14 protein-coding genes and 1 tRNA gene are annotated in these 22,120 nt (G+C 62.6%); 7 read left to right on the top strand and 8 right to left on the bottom strand.

Going from position 1 to position 22,120, the window contains the following annotated elements; translation table 11 throughout:
- Positions 1 to 123: 123 nt before the first annotated feature.
- A tRNA-Met gene (locus I1M21_RS09115) sits at positions 124 to 200 on the bottom strand.
- 196 nt (positions 201 to 396) lie between these two features.
- Here I1M21_RS09115 and I1M21_RS09110 point away from each other — a divergent pair.
- On the top strand, positions 397 to 1,170 hold the full coding sequence (locus I1M21_RS09110; protein WP_195193304.1) for a type III pantothenate kinase: 774 nt from the start codon (positions 397 to 399) through the stop codon (positions 1,168 to 1,170).
- A 20-nt stretch (positions 1,171 to 1,190) separates the two neighbouring features.
- Here I1M21_RS09110 and I1M21_RS09105 read toward each other — a convergent pair whose 3' ends face one another.
- The 3 genes from I1M21_RS09105 to I1M21_RS09095 form a co-directional block, all read right to left on the bottom strand.
- On the bottom strand, positions 1,191 to 1,892 hold the full coding sequence (locus I1M21_RS09105) for a hypothetical protein (RefSeq protein WP_195193303.1): 702 nt from the start codon (positions 1,890 to 1,892) through the stop codon (positions 1,191 to 1,193).
- Positions 1,893 to 3,614, bottom strand: coding sequence for a dihydropteroate synthase (gene folP / locus I1M21_RS09100; RefSeq protein ID WP_195193302.1), 1,722 nt, complete (start codon positions 3,612 to 3,614; stop codon positions 1,893 to 1,895).
- Positions 3,615 to 3,708: 94 nt separating this feature from the next.
- Positions 3,709 to 4,461: an NAD-dependent protein deacylase gene (locus I1M21_RS09095; protein WP_195193301.1), complete on the bottom strand. Its 753-nt coding sequence runs from the start codon at positions 4,459 to 4,461 to the stop codon at positions 3,709 to 3,711.
- 113 nt (positions 4,462 to 4,574) lie between these two features.
- Between I1M21_RS09095 and I1M21_RS09090 the strand changes: the two genes are divergently transcribed.
- The gene (locus I1M21_RS09090; RefSeq protein WP_195193300.1) at positions 4,575 to 5,393 is read left to right on the top strand and encodes an exodeoxyribonuclease III; all 819 of its coding nucleotides are present in this window, start codon (positions 4,575 to 4,577) and stop codon (positions 5,391 to 5,393) included.
- A 148-nt stretch (positions 5,394 to 5,541) separates the two neighbouring features.
- On the opposite strand, the gene I1M21_RS09085 is transcribed toward I1M21_RS09090, so the two are convergent.
- From I1M21_RS09085 to I1M21_RS09075, 3 genes are read right to left on the bottom strand one after another with little or no spacing between them, the layout of a single operon-like run.
- On the bottom strand, positions 5,542 to 6,255 hold the full coding sequence (locus tag I1M21_RS09085; protein WP_195193299.1) for a DUF6580 family putative transport protein: 714 nt from the start codon (positions 6,253 to 6,255) through the stop codon (positions 5,542 to 5,544).
- Positions 6,256 to 6,259: 4 nt separating this feature from the next.
- The gene (locus I1M21_RS09080; protein WP_195193298.1) at positions 6,260 to 7,903 is read right to left on the bottom strand and encodes an ABC transporter ATP-binding protein; all 1,644 of its coding nucleotides are present in this window, start codon (positions 7,901 to 7,903) and stop codon (positions 6,260 to 6,262) included.
- A complete protein-coding gene (locus tag I1M21_RS09075; protein ID WP_271763328.1) occupies positions 7,903 to 8,790 on the bottom strand; it encodes an energy-coupling factor transporter transmembrane component T in 888 nt (295 codons plus the stop codon). The genes I1M21_RS09080 and I1M21_RS09075 overlap by 1 nt, the downstream gene beginning before the upstream one ends.
- Positions 8,791 to 8,989: 199 nt before the next feature.
- On the opposite strand from I1M21_RS09075, the gene glmU reads away from it, so the two are divergent.
- The 5 genes from glmU to gltA all read left to right on the top strand — a co-directional run bounded on the left by glmU (position 8,990) and on the right by gltA (position 15,064).
- Positions 8,990 to 10,402, top strand: a complete 1,413-nt coding sequence (glmU, locus tag I1M21_RS09070) for a bifunctional UDP-N-acetylglucosamine diphosphorylase/glucosamine-1-phosphate N-acetyltransferase GlmU (protein ID WP_118226284.1) — start codon at positions 8,990 to 8,992, stop codon at positions 10,400 to 10,402.
- Between the two features lie 192 nt (positions 10,403 to 10,594).
- Positions 10,595 to 11,581 (top strand): ribose-phosphate diphosphokinase, encoded by a 987-nt coding sequence (locus I1M21_RS09065; protein WP_089573682.1) that lies wholly within the window; start codon positions 10,595 to 10,597, stop codon positions 11,579 to 11,581.
- A gap of 242 nt (positions 11,582 to 11,823) precedes the next feature.
- Positions 11,824 to 12,453, top strand: coding sequence for an aminoacyl-tRNA hydrolase (gene pth / locus I1M21_RS09060; protein WP_195193297.1), 630 nt, complete (start codon positions 11,824 to 11,826; stop codon positions 12,451 to 12,453).
- Between the two features lie 371 nt (positions 12,454 to 12,824).
- The gene (locus I1M21_RS09055) at positions 12,825 to 13,664 is read left to right on the top strand and encodes a sulfide/dihydroorotate dehydrogenase-like FAD/NAD-binding protein (protein WP_195193296.1); all 840 of its coding nucleotides are present in this window, start codon (positions 12,825 to 12,827) and stop codon (positions 13,662 to 13,664) included.
- Positions 13,655 to 15,064 carry an NADPH-dependent glutamate synthase gene (gene gltA / locus I1M21_RS09050; RefSeq protein ID WP_089572633.1) on the top strand — a complete coding sequence of 470 codons (1,410 nt, stop codon included), beginning with the start codon at positions 13,655 to 13,657 and terminating at the stop codon, positions 15,062 to 15,064. Before I1M21_RS09055 ends, gltA begins: the two co-directional genes overlap by 10 nt.
- 325 nt (positions 15,065 to 15,389) lie before the next feature.
- Here the strand turns inward: gltA and I1M21_RS09045 are convergent, their stop codons facing one another.
- A complete protein-coding gene (locus I1M21_RS09045; RefSeq protein ID WP_195193295.1) occupies positions 15,390 to 22,010 on the bottom strand; it encodes a leucine-rich repeat protein in 6,621 nt (2,206 codons plus the stop codon).
- Positions 22,011 to 22,120 lie beyond the last annotated feature (110 nt).

Below are 22,120 nucleotides of genomic sequence, written 5' to 3'. Positions count from 1 at the left end.
TGGCTTTGTAAAGCCGTTTGTCTCCACCCGCGTAGCGGGTGGTTTAAAGCTGGCCGCTGCGCGGCCAGCAGACTAAAGTCTTGAAAAAAAGCTCGCCGGCTAGGCCGACGAGCTGCAAGTTCTTGGTCGCGGGGGCAGGATTTGAACCTACGACCTCCGGGTTATGAGCCCGGCGAGCTACCAGACTGCTCCACCCCGCAATGTCTGGGCGCCTCATGTGCGCAAGAAAGAATATTACGCGGGAGTTCGGTAAACGGCAAGGAAAATCTCGTGGAGCATAATTCCTTCATATTTAAACCCCTCAGCCCCTATCACCGTAAACGAATCGCACCCGAGCGCCGTCGATGGCGCGTATACAATGGTGCGCGTCCTTTTATGCCAACACTGGGAGTAGACATGCTGCTCGCTATCGATATGGGAAACACGCAGACGGCCATGGGCCTGTTTGACGGAGACGAGCTGGTGCAGTCGTGGCGCATGCCCACCGACCGCTCTTATACCGCCGACGAGATCCATGTGCGCCTGATGGGTTTCTTCAAGATGTACGGCCTTTCGCTCGACGCGGTCGACGCAATCGCCTTTGCAGGCGTGGTGCCGCAGCTCTCGCGCGAATGGCACGCCGTGGCCGACCGCATTGCCGCAGACGCCATCGTCATCGGACCGCAGACGGCCGCGGTGACCAAGCTGCGCGCGGCGCGTCCCCAGGCCGTAGGCGCCGATCGCGTCGCTAACGCCGTTGCGGCCGAAACTTTCTACGGCGCGCCGGCAATCGTGGTGGACTTTGGCACCGCGACCAATATCGACGTCATCGATGAGGACGGTTATTACATTGGTGGAGCGATTGCGCCGGGCATCCGCATTTCGATGGACGCGCTCGCCGCCCGAGCCGCCAAGCTCGCCAGCGTTCCGCTCGAGGCGCCCGAGCACGCCATCGGCCGCGATACCGAGGAGTGCATCAAGGTCGGCGCCGTAACGGGCGCCGCCGCCATGGCTGAAGGCCTGGTCGCGCGCATGAAGCGCGAGCTGGGCCGCGAGGATGCCACCGTTATCGCCACGGGCGGCCTCGCCAGCATCGTCGCCGGTTCGACCGATGCCTTCGACGTGGTAGACGGCCAACTCACCATCAAGGGCATCTGCGAAATCTACCGCCGCATGCAGAAGCTAGCGTAGGCTCTGGCGAAGCCGAGACGCTACAGACCGCGAATCCGTACGGCCTCGGGCGGAAACTCCTGCTCGCCGGCGTCGGTCTTAATGGTCGCGCGACCCCAGATGTCCAGGCCCGCAAACACACCGACCGCAAGCGGCAAGCCGTTGGGCGACACCGCCGCAACTTGGCGACCCAGCAGCGGCACCATGTCGAAGTACTCGCCCAGCACGGGAGCCAGCGGCCCGGCGGCGCCCTGCGGCGTGTTGGCAACAACCGCCCAGGTGTCCACACGGGTCAGCACGGCAGCAGCCAGCTCTTCGACCAGCGCTTCGTCAGCCACATCCACACAAAGCTCGCTCAACGCCGAACGCTCGATATCCACCGTCACGGCGCCGAACATGCCCGCGGCGCCGGCGCCGCCGTTGACGGCGACGCGCGCGAACGACGTCTCAAACGCAGGCGCGCCGCACACAATGTCGCTCGGCCATTGAATGCCCACCTTGCCGGCAAGGCCCAGCCCCGGTGCCGCAGCCGTTCCCACGAGCGCGTCCATCATGCCCATCGCCGCCACAAACGGCAGGCCGTGGAAGGCATGCATGTTCACGTCCGGGCGCACGACCAGCGAAAACGTCAACGACGCCTCGCCCGTGCTCCAAGCACACCAGCCCGCGGACGCACCCTCGCGGCCCGCATCGCGCGCGGCGTCAAGCTCGGTACCGGCGGCTACAGCATTCATCTCAATCATCTACATGCGCCCCAATTCGCCCACGATATGACCCACGCGGTCCTCGGGCTCCTTGACCTCGACACCGTTGTAGCGGAAGAACCGCGCCGGGTCGTGCATCAGGTCCTCGAGCGGCACCAGCACAAAGTCGCGCTCGCCAATGAGCGGATGCGGCAGGCGCAGCTTCTTGCCGCCGTGGATCTCGCCGTCCATCCACAGCAGGTCCAGGTCGATGGTGCGCGGGCCGTTGACCTTGGCCTTCTTGGAGCGATCGCGCCCCAGCTCGGCCTCGATCTTCATAAGCTCGTCGAGCAGCACCAGCGGCGCCAGCTCGGTCTTGATCTCGATGACGGCGTTGGCAAATGCATCCTGGCGCGTCTCGTAGGCCGGCTCGCTCTCGTAAATGCGCGAGCAGTTGGACACGCAGGTGAGCGGAATCTCGGCGATCATGTCGCGCGCGGCGCGGATGTTGTCGCAACGATGCCCCAGGTTGGAGCCCACGGCCACAAACGCACGGCGCGGCTGCGGCTTGGCAACAGCCCAGTAACCGTTCAGGAACTGCGCAAAGCCGGTAACGTCGTGCACGCGCACGATGTTGGCGCCGGCCTGGATAGCGCCCAGGCACACGCCAAACGTGGCGGCATCGCGCGCGGCGGCCTCGGTCACGCCCGAGACGGCGCCCACAAAACGCTTGCGCGACACGGCGCACATGAGCGGATAGCCCAGCGACGCCATCTTGGCAGTCTCGCGCTGGATGACGATGTCCTCGTTGGCCGTCTTGCCAAAGCCCGGACCGGGATCTATGCAGATGCGGTCGCGCGACACGCCGGCATGGATGAGCGTGCGGGCCTGGTCGGACAGAAAGCCCATGACACGGCGCATGATGGGTGCCGAATCGGGCAGGGTAAAGCGGCGGAGCTGAGAGGTGGGCACGTAGGCCTCCTCGCGGCGGGCGCTGCGGCGCATCATGGCCGCCAGGTGGTCATTGGACTCCGATGCGGCCTCGGGCGCGGGCGCGACGGTCTCGGCGGCAGTAGCCTGCTCGGCAGCCGGCGTCTCCGGCTCGTCAACAGGCTCGGGCGCGGGCTCCGGCTCGCCAAACGGCAGCGAGGGCTGTACCACACCGCCCGGAAGCTTGGCCTCAGCCTTGGGCTCGCCCAGCAACTTGCCGCGACGGCGACGGGCCGGCTTCTCGGCCTCGCGCGCGGCCTCGGCAGCCGCCTCGCGTGCCTTCTCGGCAACAAACGCCGCAGCCGAGGTATCGAGCTGCACCGTCGCGTGCGTGCGTGCGGGTGCGGCGACCTCGCCGGCGTGCATTACGATGACGCCGCAGGTGCTCGTCTTAACGAACTCAACCATCTTGGGATCGGTGAAGCCCGTCACGTCGTTGACAATCGAAGCACCGCAGCGCACAGCCGCCTTGGCAACCGCCACATGACGCGTGTCGATTGAGACAATGGCACCCTCTTTGGCGAGCGCGCGCACGACGGGCAGCACGCGACGCGCCTCCTCGTCGGGGTTGACCGGGGTAAAGCCGGGGCGCGTGGACTCGCCGCCCACGTCGATGATGTCGGCGCCAGCATCGAGCATCGCCAGGCCGTACTCGATAGCGGCATCCTGGTCAAAGTGCTCCCCGCCGTCGCTAAACGAATCGGGCGTCACGTTGAGGACGCCCATGATGCGCGGACGGTCAAAGCTGAGCTCGTACTTTCTGCACCGCCATGTCTTGCTGTCGTTCGCCATGAACATCCTCCTAAAATGCCCACGCCGCCGCGCTCGGGCGCTGGCGGCGGGGTCGCTTTGCAATCAGTCTTTCTATTGTATCCGCGCGCGCGGGCTAGAACGCAAACGCGGCCGCGATGTCGCAAGAAATCAGCAGGTCGGCATTTGCATCCTGATCGGTGGGCGCCAAATTGCAAATGGTCAGCGTATCGCCAGTAAAGTAACGAGTGAGGCCCGCCGCCGGATACACTACGAGCGAGGTTCCACCCACGACGAGGGCGTCGGCCGCGGCGATGGCAGCAACGGCGCCGGTAAGCACACGCTCATCGAGCGGCTCTTCGTAGAGGACCACATCGGGCTTGATGCGACCGCCGCACGCAGGGCACACGGGCACGCCCGCGGCATCCTCGTGCTCGCGCGCGCAAATCCATTCGGCGCTGTAGACCGCGCCGCACGTCTGGCAGATATTGCGGTGGACCGAGCCATGCAGCTCAAACACGCGCCGTGAACCAGCCGCCTGATGCAGGCCGTCGATATTTTGCGTCACCACGGCATCGAGCTTGCCGGCGCGCTCCAGCTCCGCCAGCTTGGCGTGGCAGTGGTTGGGCTTGGCGTTAAGGGCGATCATCTTGGTCCGGTAGAAGTCGAAAAACTCCGCCGGATGCGCCTCGTAGAAGCTGTGCGAGAGCATAGTCTCGGGCGGATAGGAAAACCGCTGGTGATACAGACCGTCCACGCTGCGGAAATCGGGAATGCCGCTTGCCGTGGAAACGCCCGCGCCGCCAAAGAAGACCACGTGGCTATGGGTTTCGAACAGCTCAGCCAGCGCGGCGGAGGCCTGTTTGGGGTCCGATATTGCCTGCGTCATATGAGTCCTCCGTCCGTGTCTCCGGGACGGCGGCGTTCGCACTATCACTCGCGGACTCCGCCCCGCTCCTGTTGCGTTAATCTTAAGCCTGCCAACCCCGTCGAAAGGACACCATGCCTCAGACTTACACTTTCGCCTCGTGGAACGTCAACGGCCTGCGCGCCGTGCTCAAAAAGGACCCGAGCTTTATTCAGATCGCGCAGGAGCTCAATGTCGATATCCTAGCGCTGCAAGAGACCAAGCTGCAGGAGGGCCAGGTCGATATCGACCTGCCCGGCTATCACCAAACCTGGAGCTACGCCGAGCGCAAGGGCTACTCGGGCACCGCGGTCTTTAGCCGCAAGGAACCGCTGCGCGTACTGCGCGCCGATGCACTACTGCCCTACGCCGACGAGGGCGAGGCGGCCGAGCTCGTCGCCCAAGCCGCAACCGAGGGCCGCGTCTGCGCGCTCGAGTTCGACAAGTTTTGGTTTGTCGACGTCTACACGCCCAACGCCCAAAACGAGCTCGCGCGCATCGATGTACGCATGGCCTGGGACGATGCATACCGAGGGTTTTTGAACGCGCTTGAGCACGAGACCGGCAAGCCCGTGGTGACCTGCGGCGACTTTAACGTGGCACACGAGGAGATCGACCTTAAGAACCCCAAGTCCAACCGCGGCAACGCCGGCTTTTCGGATGAGGAGCGCGGCAAGTTTACCGAGCTGCTCAATGCCGGTTTTACCGACACCTGGCGCGCGGCAAACCCCGACGTTGAGGGCGTCTACAGCTGGTGGAGCTACCGCTTTAATGCTCGCAAGAACAACGCCGGCTGGCGCATCGATTATTTCCTGGTGAGCGACACAATCGCCGGCAATGTGCGCGACACGGGCATCCGCGGCGACATCTTCGGCAGCGATCACTGCCCCGTCACCCTCACGCTAGAGCTCTAGCCCCAAGTAATTCCTGGGGGACGGAGGAAAACAGATCATGTGACCCCTCTCCCCCTATAAGCTGCGGTGGAATAGTTCCTGTTTGGGCAGCAAATAGCCAAAAACGAGAACTATTCCACCGCAAGTTCGTGAGGAAACGCGAAATGCCCTACAGTCCGTATTTCACGACGACTCGGTTGATGCGGCGACACCAGGGCTTGTACAGGACGGCCAAAAACACGCAGGTCGCGAGTCCGTGCGTGATATCGAACGGTACGGCGGTAGCAAGACGCGCCACGACGCCCGCCCACGTGAGCGGTTGTACAAAACCGATGATATCGTAGGCGTTGATTACCACGCCGTATAGCAAACCCGAAGCAAAGCCGTAGGTCAGTAGCGCCGGCATGCGCACGGTGCCGTCGGCGCGATCAAAAGCACCCGCGCACGCCAGCGCGCCGCCAACATAACCAACCAGGCCCCAGGCAAACATCTGCCATGGCGTCCACATGCCCTGTCCAAAAAAGAAATTGCTGGTCAGCGCCGCCAGCGCGCCGACCATGAAGCCGTTGCGTCGACCCAACGTCGCTCCCGCGATAATAGCGATGGCGCTCACGGGTTTAAAGTCGGGAATGGGGCCGAACAAGATGCGGCCCGCCGCGGCCAGCGCCGCCAGAACCAGCGTTGGCATAATCTGGCGCAAGCCCGGGCGCGACGCCTCGTAGCCCGCAAAGAACAGTGCAAGCACGAGCGCCACCACGACAAGCATGGCAAGCGCCGCCTGCTCAATGCCCGCCAGCAACGCTGCGGCCATTACCGCCGGCACTGCCAACAACAGCGGAATCTCCAGTTTTGCAAGTAGGCGCAGGCTGCGATAATCCGCCATTCCATCACGCCCTATAAAACACGTTGTCGGCAAAGAAATCTGCCGGGGGCTCCATGCAGGCAATTTCGCCGTCGAACATCATGGCAACGTCGTCGGCTACCTGCTCGGCGAAGTCCAGATCGTGCGTGGCCATGATGACGGTGCCGCCGGCTTGCGCATGCTTGCACAGGGCGCGGGCGATGATGCGACGGCTGGCCAGGTCCAAACCCTTGGTGGGCTCATCGAGCAATAGCAGCTCGGGGCCAATCAACAGCAGCTTTGCCAACGCAAGCAGCTGGCGTTGACCGCCCGAAAGATCGTACGGGTGACGCGCCTCCAGGCCGTCCAATCCCAGTTGCGCCGCACGCTCCCGCGCCATAGCCTCGTCATATCCGCAGGTCGAGGCCCATTCCATCAGCTCGTCGCGCACCGTCTCGGCAACCAGCAGGGCCTTGGGGTTCTGCGGCAGCAGCGCAGCCGAGGCCGCCCCGCGCACCATGCGACCACGCTGCAGCTTGGCAGTCTTGGCCAGCACCGAAAGCATCGTCGACTTGCCGCAGCCGTTACCGCCCACAACCGCATGCACCGCGCCAGCCGAAAACGACGCATCGAGCCCGCGCAGCACCCAGCCGGACGCTCGATCGTAGCGAAACCAGCCTTCCGACAGGGTGGTAGCCGACCCGCCGTGCATTTTTTGGAGTATTCTGCTTCCATCCGTGCGCGAGAAGGCTTCCGAGCCGTTCTCGAGCGACGTTTGCGCCACAAATTCGGACGATTTGTCCAATTCAGAACTTTTTTTCGCGCTCGATACGTCCCCGGGCGGCTCCAGAGAGCCCAAATTGTCCTCACGCCTGCTGAATACTCCTTTATTTGCACATCGGATGGCACCCCACCCCAACATGTCATCGGAAAACAGCGATTCTCGGCATCCCAAAGAAGCCATATCCGCCACCTCGCGCACGCGACCGTCCTCAATCCGGTACGCACACGTCGCGTATTCGAGCATTGGGCGCGGCTGATGCGTCGCCACAACAACCGTGCAGCCCAGCTCGCGATTCACACGAAACAGCGCGTGCAGGAAATTCTTCTCCGCAACCGGATCAAGCTGAGACGTGGGCTCGTCGAGCAGCAGCACGCGCGGGCGCAGCGTCAGAACGGCCGCCAACGACAGCAACTGTTTGCGACCGCCCGAAAGCGTGTCAGTATCGCGGTGAAGCCAATCTTCCAGTCCAAAGAAATAGCTGGTCTCAGCTACGCGACGGCGCATCTCATCACGCGCTAGCCCCAAGTTTTCCAGGCCAAACGCCATCTCGTGCCACACGGTTTCGCACACGATCTGGTTCTCGGGATCCTGGAACACATAACCCACGCGCTCCGCCGATGCCCGCACATCCATGTCGGCGACGAGCTCGCCCAACACGCGCAGCTCGCCGGAGCGCGTACCCGCCGGCGCGATCTCGGGCTTGAGCAGCGACAGCAGCGTCGACTTGCCCGAACCGGTACCGCCAACAAGCAGTGCAAACGCACCTTGGGGAACAGACCAGTCGAGCCCCTCGAGCACCGCAGCATCAGCATCGGGGTAGGCAAAGCTCAGGCTCCGCACCTCAATCGCCGGCGCGGCCGAGCCATATGCCACACCCGCCGACGAGCTCCTATCCAACCGAGCCATCAGCCAAACCTCTTCTCATCAATCGCGTGCAACGCGCAAGGCAGCACCATCCAGGCAGCGTACACGACATAGCCCGGCCACGGCGCCGGCACCGAGAGCTGCGGATAAAACGAATACTGCGTCGTCGCGGTCCACGCCACTGTCACCGTGACCACGCCAAACAGTGCAAGCCCAACCAGCGCGGCAACATCGCCTCGCCCCAGTCGATACCGCGCATACGTCGTACGATGCGTCGCGGCACCCCACCCGCGCGAGCGCATCGCGTCCGCGCGCTCCAGCGAATCTTCCATGCCCCAGCCCATCAACACGCTTGATGCCCGCAGGCGCGAGCGCACGGGGTCGGCCGGCGCGCGGCCCGGCACATCAATCGCATCTTGCACCGCCAGCACCGTGCGGCCGCGGCGCAAAAACTGTGGGATAAGCCTCATGCACATCGAGATCATGAGCGCGATCACCGGCGCGGCATTGCCCAGCAGCGCGAGCACCTTGTCGTATTCGAGCATCGACGCCGCGGCCTCAAACCACAGCACGCTCGCCACAAACAGCCCGCCCATGCACAGGCCGTAAACCATGCTCTCTAGATACACCGCACGCATGCCAATACGAAACAGCTCCGTCGAGCCCGATGCACTAAACAGCGGATTGAGCACCGCGATAATCAAAATCACCGGCAGCTGCCAGCGAAGCGCCCCCAACGTGCGCGCAGCACCGCGCGTCGCAAGCCCGTACGCCAGCCCGCCCGCAAGCGACAGCGCGATCAGCACCGGTTGCATCGAGAACATGGTGATCCCCAGCGTCAGTACCATGTAGAGGGCCGGCACCGCCGGATGCGACATCGAGAATGCCGCGACGGGCTCGCCGCCAAACTCTTCTCGTATGTTGTCCACGGGCACCCCCGTCCCCTAGCTCAAACGACGGCTCCGTAGCACCGCCAACGCCGCACGCAAGCAGCGCAAACGCCACACCAGCGACGCAAGCCTCAACCGCCGCAAACCAATCGTTACGCGCTCATCATATGCCTGCGGTATCATATTGCGCCGTGTATCGTTTCCAAACACACGTCTCTATAACGTAACAGGAGATCACATGGACGCAACCGCAATTATCCTCGCTGCCGGCGAGGGCACCCGCATGAAGTCGAACCACTGCAAGGTTTCGCACAAGATCCTGGGCAAGCCCATGGTCCAGTGGATCGTCGACGCCACCATCAAGGCCGGCTGCAGCCGCGTCGTGGTCGTCATCGGCAGCCACGCCGACGAGATGCGCGCCCTGATCGACGGCGCCTACGCCAACAGCGCCACCAAGGTCGAGTGCGTCGAGCAGACCGAGCGCCTGGGCACCGGCCACGCCGTGAAGGTCGCGCTCGAGGCCTGCGGCATCACGCAAGGCCCGGTCGTCGTACTCAACGGCGACTTGCCGCTCATCACCGCCGACACCGTGGCCAAGTTCGCGCAGACCGTCGCCACCGGCGAGCTCGCCTGCACCGTCATGACCATGACCCCGCCCGATCCTTTCGGCTACGGCCGCATCAAGCTGGGCGCCGATGGTCAGATCGAGCGTATCATCGAGCAGAAGGACTGCACGCCCGAGCAGGCCGCCACGCTGCTCGAGTGCAACGCCGGCTGCTACGCCTTTGACGGCGCGCAGCTCGCCGCCCACATCAACGAGATCGGCAACGACAACGCGCAGTCCGAGTACTACCTGCCCGACATGCTCGAGATCCTCAAAGGCCACGGTCAGGCCGTCTCCATCTTCCATTGCGACGACTACCGCGACGGCCTGGGCGTCAACAGCCGCATCCAGCTCGCACAGCTTACCGCCATCGCACGCGACCGCATCAACGAGCACTGGATGGCCGAGGGCGTTACCTTCATCGACCCCACGCAGGCCTGGATCGGCCCCGATGCCGTTATCGGCCGCGACACCGTCGTGTGGCCGCAGACGCACCTGATCGGCCACGTCACCGTAGGCGAGGAGTGCCAGCTCGGCCCCAACAGCCGTCTCACCGACACCACCGTCGGCAGCGGCTGCACCATCGATGAGACCATCGCCATCGAGGCCGTCATCGAGAACGGCGTAGACTGCGGCCCGCGCGCCTACCTGCGCCCGGGCACCCACATGCTCGACGGCTCCAAGGCCGGCACGCACGTGGAGATCAAGAAGTCCACGATCGGCGAGGGCTCCAAGGTGCCGCACCTGTCCTACATCGGCGACACCACCATGGGCTCCGGTGTCAACGTGGGCGCGGGCTCCATCACCTGCAACTACGACGGCGTGCACAAGCACAAGACCGTCATCGGTAAGGATGCCTTCATCGGTTCCGACACCATGATGGTCGCACCCGCTCAGATCGGCGACGGCGCGCTTGTGGCCGCCGGCTCCGTCATCACCGAGCCGGTCCCGGCCGACGCGCTCGGCCTGGGTCGCGCCCGTCAGGTAAATATTGAGGGCTGGGCCGCCGATTATCGCCGCCGTCTGCACGAGGACGACGAGGTGTAACGTTTTACCAAGCATAAAAGGAGCCGTTCCACGGGGACGGCTCCTTTTTCTATGCTGACCTGCACGACAGGATGAGTGGTCGGTTCGTGTCCGTTGACGGTAAAGACGTTATCAAGACTCGATAAACCCCGCCGCGCGGTTACAATGCAACAAGGCATCTATATGGCATTCGATATATAAAGGAGAAGGGTAATGCCGATTAATGATCCCGAGAAGTCGGAGAATATGCGCAAGTCCATCCGCGTGTATTCCGGTTCCTCCAACCGTCCCCTCGCTCAGAAGATCGCTGAATACCTGGGGGTCGAGCTTTCGGGCCTTACGCTTAAGCAGTTCGCCAACGGCGAGATTTACGCCCGCTATGACGAGACCGTCCGCGGCGCCGACGTCTTCCTGATTCAGTCCGTGGCAGGCGGCAACGTCAACGACATGCTCATGGAGCTGCTCATCGCCACCGACGCTGCCAAGCGCGCATCCGCCCGCTCCATCACCGCCGTTATCACCCACTACGGCTACGCCCGCCAGGACCGCAAGGCCGGCCCGCGCGAGCCCATTACCGCCCGCCTCGTCGCCAACCTGCTCGAGCGCGCCGGCGTCAACCGCATCATCACCCTCGACCTGCACCAGGGCCAGATCCAGGGCTTCTTTGATATCCCGGTTAACCACCTGTCCGCACTGCCGCTGTTTGGCCAGTACTACAACGACATGCACTTCGACACCGACAACCTGGTTGTCGTCTCCCCCGATGTGGGCCGCGCCAAGGCCGCCAAGAAGCTTTCCGACATGCTCGGCTGCGACCTGGCCATCGCCCACAAGGGCCGTCCGCGCCACAACGCCGCCGAGGTCATGGGCATCATCGGTGACATCAAGGGCAAGACCTGCATCATCAACGACGACATGATCGACACCGCTGGCACCCTGTGCGCCAACGTCAAGGAGCTCAAGGCTATGGGCGCTGGCGATATCTACGTCTGCGCCACCCACGGCATCTTCTCCGGTCCGGCCATCGAGCGCCTGAACGATGCCCCCATCGTCGAGTGCGTCGTCACCGACGCCATCCCCGTCGAGGTCGGCGGCAAGATCAAGACCATCTCGGTCGCCGAGGAGTTCGCTCAGGCCATCTCCGCCGTTTACCACGAGGAGCCCGTCTCCACGCTCGTCGGCGGCGACTTCGCGCTGTAGTCGCTCGACCCTCGCATCCCTCCGGAAGCCCCGGACATGCCTGCGGGGTTATCACGCGAACGTCCTCGCCGCTTTGCGGCTGCGGGATGTTCGCTTTGATAACCCCTCCCGGCGTGTCCGGGGCTTCCTGCTGTCTCGGGGCAGCTGTTTTCTGAAATGACTTTGCTGCAACCTTTCCTCGCCTTCGGCGGGCGTGGTAGCCTTTGTCGTTGATTGAACTTTTGTGTAACGAAAGGATGAACATGGCAGCTGCACAGCCGCTTAAGATTCGCATGGTTGCCGGACTTGGCAACCCTGGCGATGAGTATGCCGAGACCCGCCACAACGCCGGTTTTAAGGCGATCGACGAGCTGGCCCGTCAGGCCGGCGTCACGTACTGGAAAAACCAAGCAGGCGCCGAGGTCGCGCTCATCAACATCAACGATACCGAGGAAGAGAACGGCAAGCGCCAGATTGTACTGGTCAAGCCGCAGTCGTACATGAACACCTCGGGCGGGCCCATCTCCAAGCTCTGCCGCGAGTACAAGATCAAGGCCGAGGAGCTGCTCGTCATCCACGACGAGCTCGATATTCCCGCCGGCGACGTGCGTGTTAAGGTGGGCGGAGGCCATGCCGGTCACAACGGCCTGCGCTCCATCATCGACAAGATGAGCAGCCGCGACTTTAGCCGTATCCGCACCGGCATCGGCAACCCTCCCGGCAAGATGGCCGTCGCCGACTACGTGCTCAAGCAGCTGCGTGCCCGCGAGGCCGAGGATTTCCAGGACACCTGTGCCCGCGCCGCAGATGCCGCCGGTCTGGCCATCGTCCACGGCGTAATCTACGCCCGCGATCACGTAAACGGCGCCGCTTCCGCCAACGGCAAGCACTAAAACCTACCAAATAGGGATGTTTATTTTGGCAGGTTTTATCTACGGAAACGCCACAGTCGGCACATCGCAATAAACCCCGCACTGCCATACACACATAGCGCCCCAAAGGGGGCCGGCCTCATCACGACACGAGGCCGGCCCCTTTGCTGTTTTGCCTGATAAAACCGACCAAAATAAACCTGTCCCTATTTGGTAGGTCGAAGTGGATAAACCCTTTTCCCAACCGCCGAAGACACACGTAAGCGACATGTCCATGAGGGTATAATTTGCACCGTATGTCTGCACAACGCCTGTGCGCGTACGGTTTTACTCGGGCTACCGTCCATTTCCGTGGAGGCACGGTTCGGCAGCCCTAACAAGAGAGGGGTTCTATGTATAAGATCCTGGAGAAGACGCGGTTCTCGGAGAAGGTGTTCAAGTTCCGCATCGAGGCACCCGCAATCGCCAAGCATGCGCACGCTGGACAGTTCCTCATGGTTCGCGCCAACGAGACGGGCGAGCGCGTCCCGTTTACCCTGGCCGGCTGGAACGGTGACGAGGGCTGGGTCGAGTTCATCTTCATGGTGATCGGCAAGACCACCGAGATGCTTTCCACCTACGAGGCCGGCGAGTCGCTGCGCGACGTCGTGGGCCCGCTGGGCGTTCCCACCGAGATGGCCGAGGGCCCCTGCGCCGTCATTGGCGGCGGCGTCGGTCTGGCAATTGCCTTCCCGGTCGCCAAGCACCTGGTCGAGACCGGTCACGAGGTTCACGCCATCATGGGCGCCCGCACCAAGGACCTCCTGCTCATGGAGGACCAGTTCCGCGAGCTCCTCGACGAGGACCACATCCACATCACCACCGACGACGGCTCCTACGGCGAGCAGGGCGTTGTCACCGCTCCGCTGGAGCGCCTGCTGCAGGACAAGGCCGTGAGCCAGGTCTTCTGCGTCGGCCCCGTTCCGATGATGAAGTTCTCGACCCTCACCGCCCAGAAGTACGACACCCCCATCACCGCGTCCCTCAACCCCATCATGGTTGACGGCACCGGTATGTGCGGCTGCTGCCGCGTCGAGGTGGGCGGCGTGACCAAGTTCGCTTGCGTCGACGGCCCCGACTTTGATGCCACCCTGGTCGACTGGGATGACCTTCGTGCCCGCCAGGCCGCTTACCGTTCCGAAGAGGGCGAGTCCCTCAAGGCCTATGAGGAAAAGAGCTGCGCATGCCACTAGTTAACGGTCGTTTCGTTGCCGATATGAAGTCGCCCCGCACCCCCGATAACGAGGAGCCGGCTGCCGAGCGCGCCTGCGACTTCCGCCCCGTCGACAAGGGCTTCACCGAGGAGATGGCGCTGGCCGAGGCCGAGCGCTGCCTCAACTGCAAGAAGCCGTTCTGTGTTGAGGGCTGCCCCGTCAACATCAACATCCCCCGCTTTATCGAGCAGATCCGCGCGAAGGACTTCGGCGGCGCTCTCGATACCATCCGCGAGGACTCCATGCTTCCCGCCATCTGCGGCCGCGTCTGCCCGCAGGAGAACCAGTGCGAGGGCAAGTGCATCCGTGGTAAGAAGTCCGAGCCCGTGGCCATCGGCCAGCTCGAGCGCTTCCTGGGTGATCGCCCCGAGCTCGCCTCCACGCCCAAGATGGCCCCCAAGAACGGCAAGAAGGTCGCCGTCGTCGGCTCCGGCCCGTCCGGCATCACCTGCGCCGGCGAGCTCGCCCGTAACGGTTTTGACGTCACCGTCTTTGAGGCATTCTTCACCGGCGGCGGCGTGCTGGTCTACGGCATCCCCGAGTTCCGTCTGCCCAAGGCGGTCGTCAAGCGCGAGATCGACGGCCTGGAGGACATGGGCGTCAAGTTTGAGTACAACTCCGTCGTGGGCAACATGGCCACGGCCGAGGAGCTGTTCGAGCAGGGCTTCGACGCCATCTACGTGGCGACCGGCGCTGGCCTGCCCAAGTTCCTCAACGTCCCCGGCGAGAACCTGCCCAACGTCTTCTTCGCGAACGAGTACCTCACCCGCGTGAACCTGATGAAGGCCAACAAGTTCCCCGAGTACGACACCCCCACCAAGCACGGCAAGAACGTCGTTGTCTTTGGTGGCGGCAACGTGGCTATGGACGCCGTCCGTACCGCCAAGCGCCTGGGCGCCGAGCACGCCATTATCGCCTACCGTCGTACCGAGGATGAGATGCCTTGCCGTCGTGCCGAGCTGCACCACGCCAAGGCCGAGGGCGTCGAGGTTCTGCCGCTCGTCTCCCCGCTCGAGTTTGTCGCTGGCGAGGACGGCTCCGTGTGCGCCGTCAAGGTCCAGAAGATGGAGCTCGGCGAGCCCGACGAGTCCGGCCGCCGTCGTCCGGTGCCCATCGAGGGCGCCATCGAGGAGATCCCCTGCGACGTCGCGATCTCGGCTATCGGCACCAACGCCAACCCCTTCGCTGCCAAGATCGGCGGCAAGATGGAGCTCAACAAGTGGGGCTACATCGTCGCTGACGAGGAAACCGGCCAGACCACCGATCCCCGCATCTGGGCCGGCGGCGACATCGTCACCGGTGCCGCTACGGTCATTCTGGCGATGGGCGCCGGCAAGAAGGCCGCCGCTTCCATCACCAAGAGCCTGCTGGGCGAGTAATCACCTACAGCGCTAGCCACCAAACGGCAAAGTCCCCGTCGAGCACACGCCCGGCGGAGACTTTTTTCTATGCCGGTCGACCGACCACCACGATGGGGACAGGCACCTTTGTGGTGGTTGGGGGCCTGGTCGGCGAACCGATTCCGACGTTTGTCTCAATCTGTAACAGTTAGAGACCAAATTCCCCGCTACGTGTTACAGATCGAGATATTGTGCGAACACCCGCCTGTTCATCTCAATCTGTAACATCTAGAGCCGTTTTGGACAGTTTGGTGTTACAGATTGAGATTTTACTGAGGCCGAGGATGGGGACCGCCGCCGAAACCTAACGTTTGCGGCGCTTGGCCGCAGCGACGCCCGCCGCGATGACCGTGGCGCCGGCGGTGCCCAAGGCGGCGACCGTCATCGCGGTGGAGTCACCCGTGCTGGCGAGCTCCGTGCCGCCGGACTTCTTGCCGTTCTCGCCCTTACCCTTGGACTTGTTCGTCGTCACCGTGGTCGTCGTCGAAGTCGAACCGCCCGCAGGTACCCCGGTGCCGCCAGAGCCATCCGCACCGCCGCCCTGCTCGCCGTCGCCAGGCGTCGGGTCCGGTTCGGGCGTCGGCTCGGGATCGGGCGTCGGCTCAGGCGCCGCCTCATCGGTCACCGTAATCGTAATGTTCAGACGCTCGGAATACTCGCTGTACGACATGCCAGGGCGCTGTGCCGCAATGCGCACATACATGTTGCTATCGAGCGCAATGGGCTCGGTGTACTTTACACGGCCTTCGTCACGGCAGGGGCAGGTATCGTTTGTGGTGTACCAAATCGTCGCGCCATCCTCGGCAGAAAGCTCCAGCTTCGTGCCCTTGGGCACCGTAATGTAGTTCTCCTTGGGCGACCATGCACCAAACGTCGTCGCACCAATCGTCGCCACCGGTCGCGCCGGTCGCACTGCCTCGGCAGACACGCGAACGTCGACCTGCTTGGACAGCGCCGTGCCGTCCACCGCCGCCGTCAACGTCGTCAAACCGGGCAGAGCACCATGCAGCACAAACGTCGCCGCGCCGTCCTCGCCCGTCACGGCCTGGGTGGCATCGACAGAGCAGATAGCCGAGGACTCCAGCCCAACACTAACCTTGGCGCCCGCAAACGGCTTGCCCGCCTTATCGGTCACGTGCGCCACCAGCTCAAAGTCACCGCCCTCAAGCATGGTCACGGCCTGCTCCACGTTGAGCTTGAGTTTGTCGGCACGAACGCCCACGACAAGCTCGCCACTTGCCCAGCGCGCCATGGCCGTGCCGGCGTAGTTGCGAGCACCGTCGAGCTCAAACGCCACCGTCGAGCCCGCCTCACGCGCATCGGCATAGCGAATACGCAGCACGCGCGACAGCGGCTTGCCATTGGGATCGTCCTGTTTGTCGAGCCACTTATACGTCACGTCGCCCAAGCCCTGCGCGCACAATGCGACCAGGGTATCGTCGCTCGCATCCATATACTGCGTAAACTCAACCTCGACGCAATCGGTATAGGCATGGACCGAAGCTACCTCGGGCGCCGCCTTCGACACCAAGCCAATATTCACCTCAGTCTGAATCGGCGGCACGCGCAGCCAAGCCGAACGCGCCTCCTCAAACCCGTCCTTGGTCACGCGCACCTGATACCAGCCGGTCGGCGTATTCCAGTTGTATGCACCGTCCGCACCCGTTGCAAGCGGATTGTCCTGCTCATACTCCTCGGCATCCCAACGCACGGCATTGGTACCGGCCGCATCGTCGGCGCTCCACAGCTCAACCGTCGCGCCTTCAACGTTATTGGACAGCAGGCCCTCGTACACCACGCCCGCAGGGTCGGGTGCAGCCTTGGCAGCCACATTGCGATAACGCGCCTCGAAGATCGACTGCATCTTCTCGTCAGAGATCAAGCCGTCCTTGTTGGCCTTGTAGACCTCGGCATCGGTCAGCTCGCCCCAGTTGACCGTAATGCGATTCTGGCACGCACGCTCCACCTGCTCGCAGGCAACATCGTAGGCGCATTCGGCATTGGTCAGCTTAATCGCGCGCTCCGAACCTACGCTGGTCGAAGCCGCGTCATAGGCAGCGCCCACCACGGTGCCCGCCGAACCGGCCGTCAGCACGCCGGCGATTGTCATAATGGAGCCCACCGCCACATCGGTGCTGTCGTGGCAGAGCTGGCGATACAGCAGATCCTCAAACGCACGCGCCTTCTCCATGGCGTCACGCAGCGCGTAAATGCACTTCCAGTCGTCCTCGGTCTTCTCGGGCTTGGCAAGCAAGCGCGTATGCTGAAGCTCATAGCCCTCGCGCTCGCCCTTCACCTTCTGCATACGGACGTTCACGTTCTCCCAGTTCTTGCTGGCATCGTTCACGCCGTAAATGCCGGTAAAGATGCCGATGCCCTGGGTCGCCGCGGGAAACGCCTGGCCGGCCGCCTTCCACGCATCGGTCTTAAAGACCTGTCCGAACATCTCGCACTCGATCTTATAGCTCTTGAGCGAACGGATCGTGCGGATGAGCTTCATATGGGCGCTCACGTCGCCGTTGCGCTTCCAGGCCATGAGCCATCCGCGCACCTTGGAGTTGTTGAGGCTATGGACCACATTCCAGTTGTCGTACAGGTCGTCCAGAATGTCGCACTGCATGGCGATCGAGTTAAACAGAAGCGCCTGGTTCTTGTTGTTATTGGAGTTCTCGATAAATTCCGACTCGATATAGGCTGTCTGCTCGCCATCGGGCGCGGCGACCTTAAAGCCCTTGACGGTATCGTCGTCAGCCGCCTTGTAGCTCAGCGAGCTGCCGAGCGCCTGGCCCAAATCGTTAAACCCGCTCGTCGACTGGCCGTTGTACTCGCTGGCCTTAATGCCCGCACACTTGTTGAGCGCCGCAGCGGTTGCGTCATTCCAGCTTCCATATTGGTTGAGCTGGCCGATACCCATCGACTGGCCCACCAGATCCTCGGCCTGCTGGGCAATAAACTCCGCTCGCGATGCATGGTCGACGAGCTCCTTGATGGCGGCCGCATCCGCAGCGTTCGCGCCCTGGGCCGCCGCGAGTTCCTGATACCAATCCTCGCTGGTGCCGTAAGCATCCTCAAAGATCATCTTGTCCACATTGACGCCGTAGCTGTCGCCCTGCCGGGTTAGCAGCGCCGCCGACCCGCCGACCGCGGCCTTGAGCTCGGCCGCAAACTGCGCGGCCTCGTCGTTGCCAGCATCATCACCCTCGCCGTCGCTGGCGGCAGGGGCGCGGCGAGCCTTACGGGCAGCTCCACCTTGGGCTTCGTCCTCTTTACCGTCCTCGTCCTCCTCGGCAAACGCATCGGCGACCATCTGGTCAATCGCGTCGTTAAAGGCCTCATCGACATCATTAAACGAGTTATCCATCATATACTCGTGCCACTGCTGCACGGCATTCGAGAACTCCTGCTGGCGCTCCTCGGCAGCGGCGGAATGCTTTTTGGCCGAAGCGTTGGCGTCAAAACTCAGCATGGTCATAAGCTGAGCATTGGAGATGCGGTAGATCTGCGGCATAAAGATCTGCTCAAAGTTTCCGCAGTTCACATAGGTCGAGTCATTCGCCTTGTTAAACTCGTCGAGTAGCTTAAGGTAACCCTCGTCCACATACTCCGCCACATAGCGCACACGGGTGCCCTCGCGCGACTTTTGAGTCAGAGGAATCGTCACCGTCTTGCCATCCACGCAGTCCACGTACAGGTCGAGCGTGTCGGCGGCCTCTTCGTTTCCCACCTCGAGCGTGATGTCAAAGGTCCAGTAGGCGTTCTTCTTTTGTGGCAGATGATGGAAGGTCCACAGGCTCTTGCCGGTGTCCTTGCCGTCCTTGACCAAGTTTTGCGTACCGCCACGATACGTCACATCAAAGTTCCAGACCGAAGCACCCGGAACATAGCGCACATAATTGCGAGCCGTTACCTCGGCAGCAGCGGCGGCAACATCGGTCGAGCCCACGCGCGCTTCGAGCGTCACACGCTCGGCGGCAAGCGTATCCTGCGGCAGGTCGTATTCAATCTTGGCACGGCCGAGTTTATTGGTCTTGCCGGTGTACTTTGCAGCCGAGGAGCCCGTCCCCACGGTGAGCTGCACGCTCTTGCCCGGCGCTGCATAAACGTAGGCCACATTGCCCAGCAGGCTGTGAACGTCGGTGCTGTCGACCTCGATGCGCGATCTGCTAACCTCGAGTGTGGTGCTTCCCAGCGGCAATGTCACCTCGCCCAGCGTAATGAGCGGCGAGATGGCATAGGTGCCCGCGGCCTTAGGCTTAAAGCGCACAAACACATCGGCGCCCTTGCCCTTCTTCATATCGAGAACGAGGTTGTCGCCCTCCCAAGTTGTGCCAGCCCACATGGCATCGGAGCTGGCGCCGGCTTCGCGAGCGCCTGCGGACACATCCTCGACGGCATCCTTGGCCAGCGGAATCTCAATCTTGGCAGCCTGGCTGTCCTTGAGCTCGTAATGAATGCGCAGCTCGGTCTCCACGCCAACGACCGCGGACGAATCAGCGATAACCGAGCCCGCCGTCAGCCCGCGCTCGGCACGATACGTCTCCACGTCAAACGCGGGAACGTCGAGCGTCACGTCGAGCTGTTTGCCGTCCTCGATCTTCACCTGCTTTTGCGCGATATGCTTACCCACGGTCAGCCCTAGGCGGCTAAACGTGGAATAGCTCGTTGCTTGGATGTCGTAGCTCGTCTTGTTAAAGGCGACGATGGTGTACGAACCGGCCTTAAGGCGCGGCGTCTCGGCCTTCATGATAGGCGTGGTGCCATCGTCTTCGTAACCCATCAAATAGGTGACACCGTCGGCAACTAGCTTGCCGTCGGACGTACGGAACACCAGCACGCGGTTGGCGCCCTGGTAGTCGCCCTTGGTCGTGACCGTCGCCGTGCCCCAGGGCTTCAAGTCGATATCGACCTTGCCGGCCGAAGGCTTCACCGTCGCCGTCGCCCCACCCAGCTTGAGGCTGTCTTTAGGCTCGAGCGTTATCTCCAGATCCTGGTCCGCGTCGGCAATGGCCTGCGACACCACGAGTGCTGTACCCTGGATACGGTAGTCGTTTTCCTTGTCGCCCTTGGCAGGTTTGAGCGTCTTGCCGCCGCTCTTCACCGTCAGATCGATGTTATCGAGACTATCGAGCTCAATGCGTTCGGTCTTATCCTGGCCTGCGACCGGTTCGAGATAGGCCACATTGAGTTCAATCGCGCGCGAAGTCGGAATCTTGGCAAAGTCCTCCGCCTTAATCTCTCCGATATTCCATGTGCCCGTCATCTGGTCGCCCGGGCGCGCCAGCACCATGTCATAGTAACCGCTGAGCGAAATGCGCAGGGTGGCTGCTGTCTTGGAGAGAGCGTCCGCTGTAAAGCTGCCGTCATCGCCAACCGCCAGCGGCGTGGACTGCCCCGCCTGCACGAGTGTAGCCGTCGCGCTCTGGGGAAGTTTGCCCGTGATCTGGGCCGCCTCGCCCACCCACTCAAACGTGTAGGCAGGCTTCGAGGAATCGACGGAGTCCTTGCGATCGGCCACGGCATCGGCAAGCTTTTTGACCATCGAGGGGTTGCCAGCCGAATCGGTCGCATAGGCATAGATGGTCTGGCCTTCACTAAAGGGAATCGCATACGTTACGCCATCGATTGTCACGCGCTCATTATAGTCGCCCGGATAGCCCGCCTCACCAAACTGAAGATCGGGGTTCATCACGCGCAGGGCAACGGCATTATGGTTCGTCTCGTTTCCGTATCTCGTGTTCTCAAAAGCTCCCCACTCTATCATTTCCACGCTTTTGGGTAGCACAATCTCTTTGCCGGCAATCGCAGGATCAAGAGAGGCGAACGCGTGCGCTCCGATAGATTTGACGCCGTCGCCGATCGTCACCGACGACACATGCGAGCACCCGTCAAAGGCATTGCGCTCAATCCGCTCCACCGTGCCCGGCACATTGATCTGCGTAAAGGTGAGCACTGTTGTGTCCGAGACATAGAACTGTGGCACGCCGCAATAGGCGAATGCAAGATAGTCGATAGTTTTGACCGAAGGCGGCAGCGTTGCCACCACCTTGTCGTCAAGTTGTTCACATTCCTTAAAGGCCTGCTCGGGAATCGTGGTAAAGGCCGCGTTGTTGGGCCAGGTTACCGTTTGGAGCGTCTTGCTTTTGTAGAATGCATAGCTCTTGAGCTCCTCGACCGAATCGGGCAGTGCGATCTCTTTGATGCTGCTGCCGCCCAAGCCTCCAACCGAGCGGACATGCGAATTAGGGGCGAAGGTGATCGATGTGAGCGCAGCGCTTCCCATACCCGTAAGGCTTACGACATTTTTGTCGTCGATGGTCGAGGGCACCTCCAACGTGGTAATGCCCGCGTCGCCATACTCGATAGAAATTTCGTTGGTGAGGCTATCAATCGAGAAGTAGTACTGCGCGGGGGTCTGCTCGCCGGCCACGTAGCCATCGTCGTATTCGTCCTTTACGCCCGTGGCGCCCTTCGAGGTCATCCAGAGCCCAAGATCCTCATTCCAGGTTGCTTCGGCTTCGGCGGTCTCCTCCTGCTTCTGCTGTTCGGCGAGCTCCTTGCCCTCGACAAGATCGGTGGCAAGCGTACCCGCAGGTGTGCTCTCGGTCTGCCCGGCGCCCGTCAGGCCCGCCGCCGATGCAATCTCGGAGGCCGGGGGCGTAGGGGTGTCACCGGCATCGAGCACTGTGGGGTCGGCAGCGCCGGCATCGGCCGCGAGGTCGGCGGAAGCCGAGCCTGACGTTTGGGCGTCAGCCGAATCGGCGGGAGCGGCGTCGGCTACTTGGCCGTTATCCGTCTGCACAAAAGCGCCGTCGGTGGTGAGGGTCTCGGCAAACGCGCCCGCGGGCAACGAACCCGTCACCATGGTGAGGGTCACCGCGGCAACGGTCAGGCGGCGGCAAAGCGCTCGAACAGTGGTCCACCTCATGGTCGTTCCTTTCCTGCAAACCTAAAGTCATCCAGCGTAATCGTCGTCCAAAAACAAAGCGAACGGTAGGTTCATATATACGAACCTACCGTTCTACCTGCGCAAACCAC

The sequence above is a fragment of the Collinsella aerofaciens genome, assembly GCF_015546965.1.
GTDB classification, from domain to species: Bacteria; Actinomycetota; Coriobacteriia; order Coriobacteriales; family Coriobacteriaceae; genus Collinsella; species Collinsella aerofaciens_X.
Note: the sequence above shows the minus strand (reverse complement) of the source record. Positions and strands in the feature narration are given on the sequence as shown.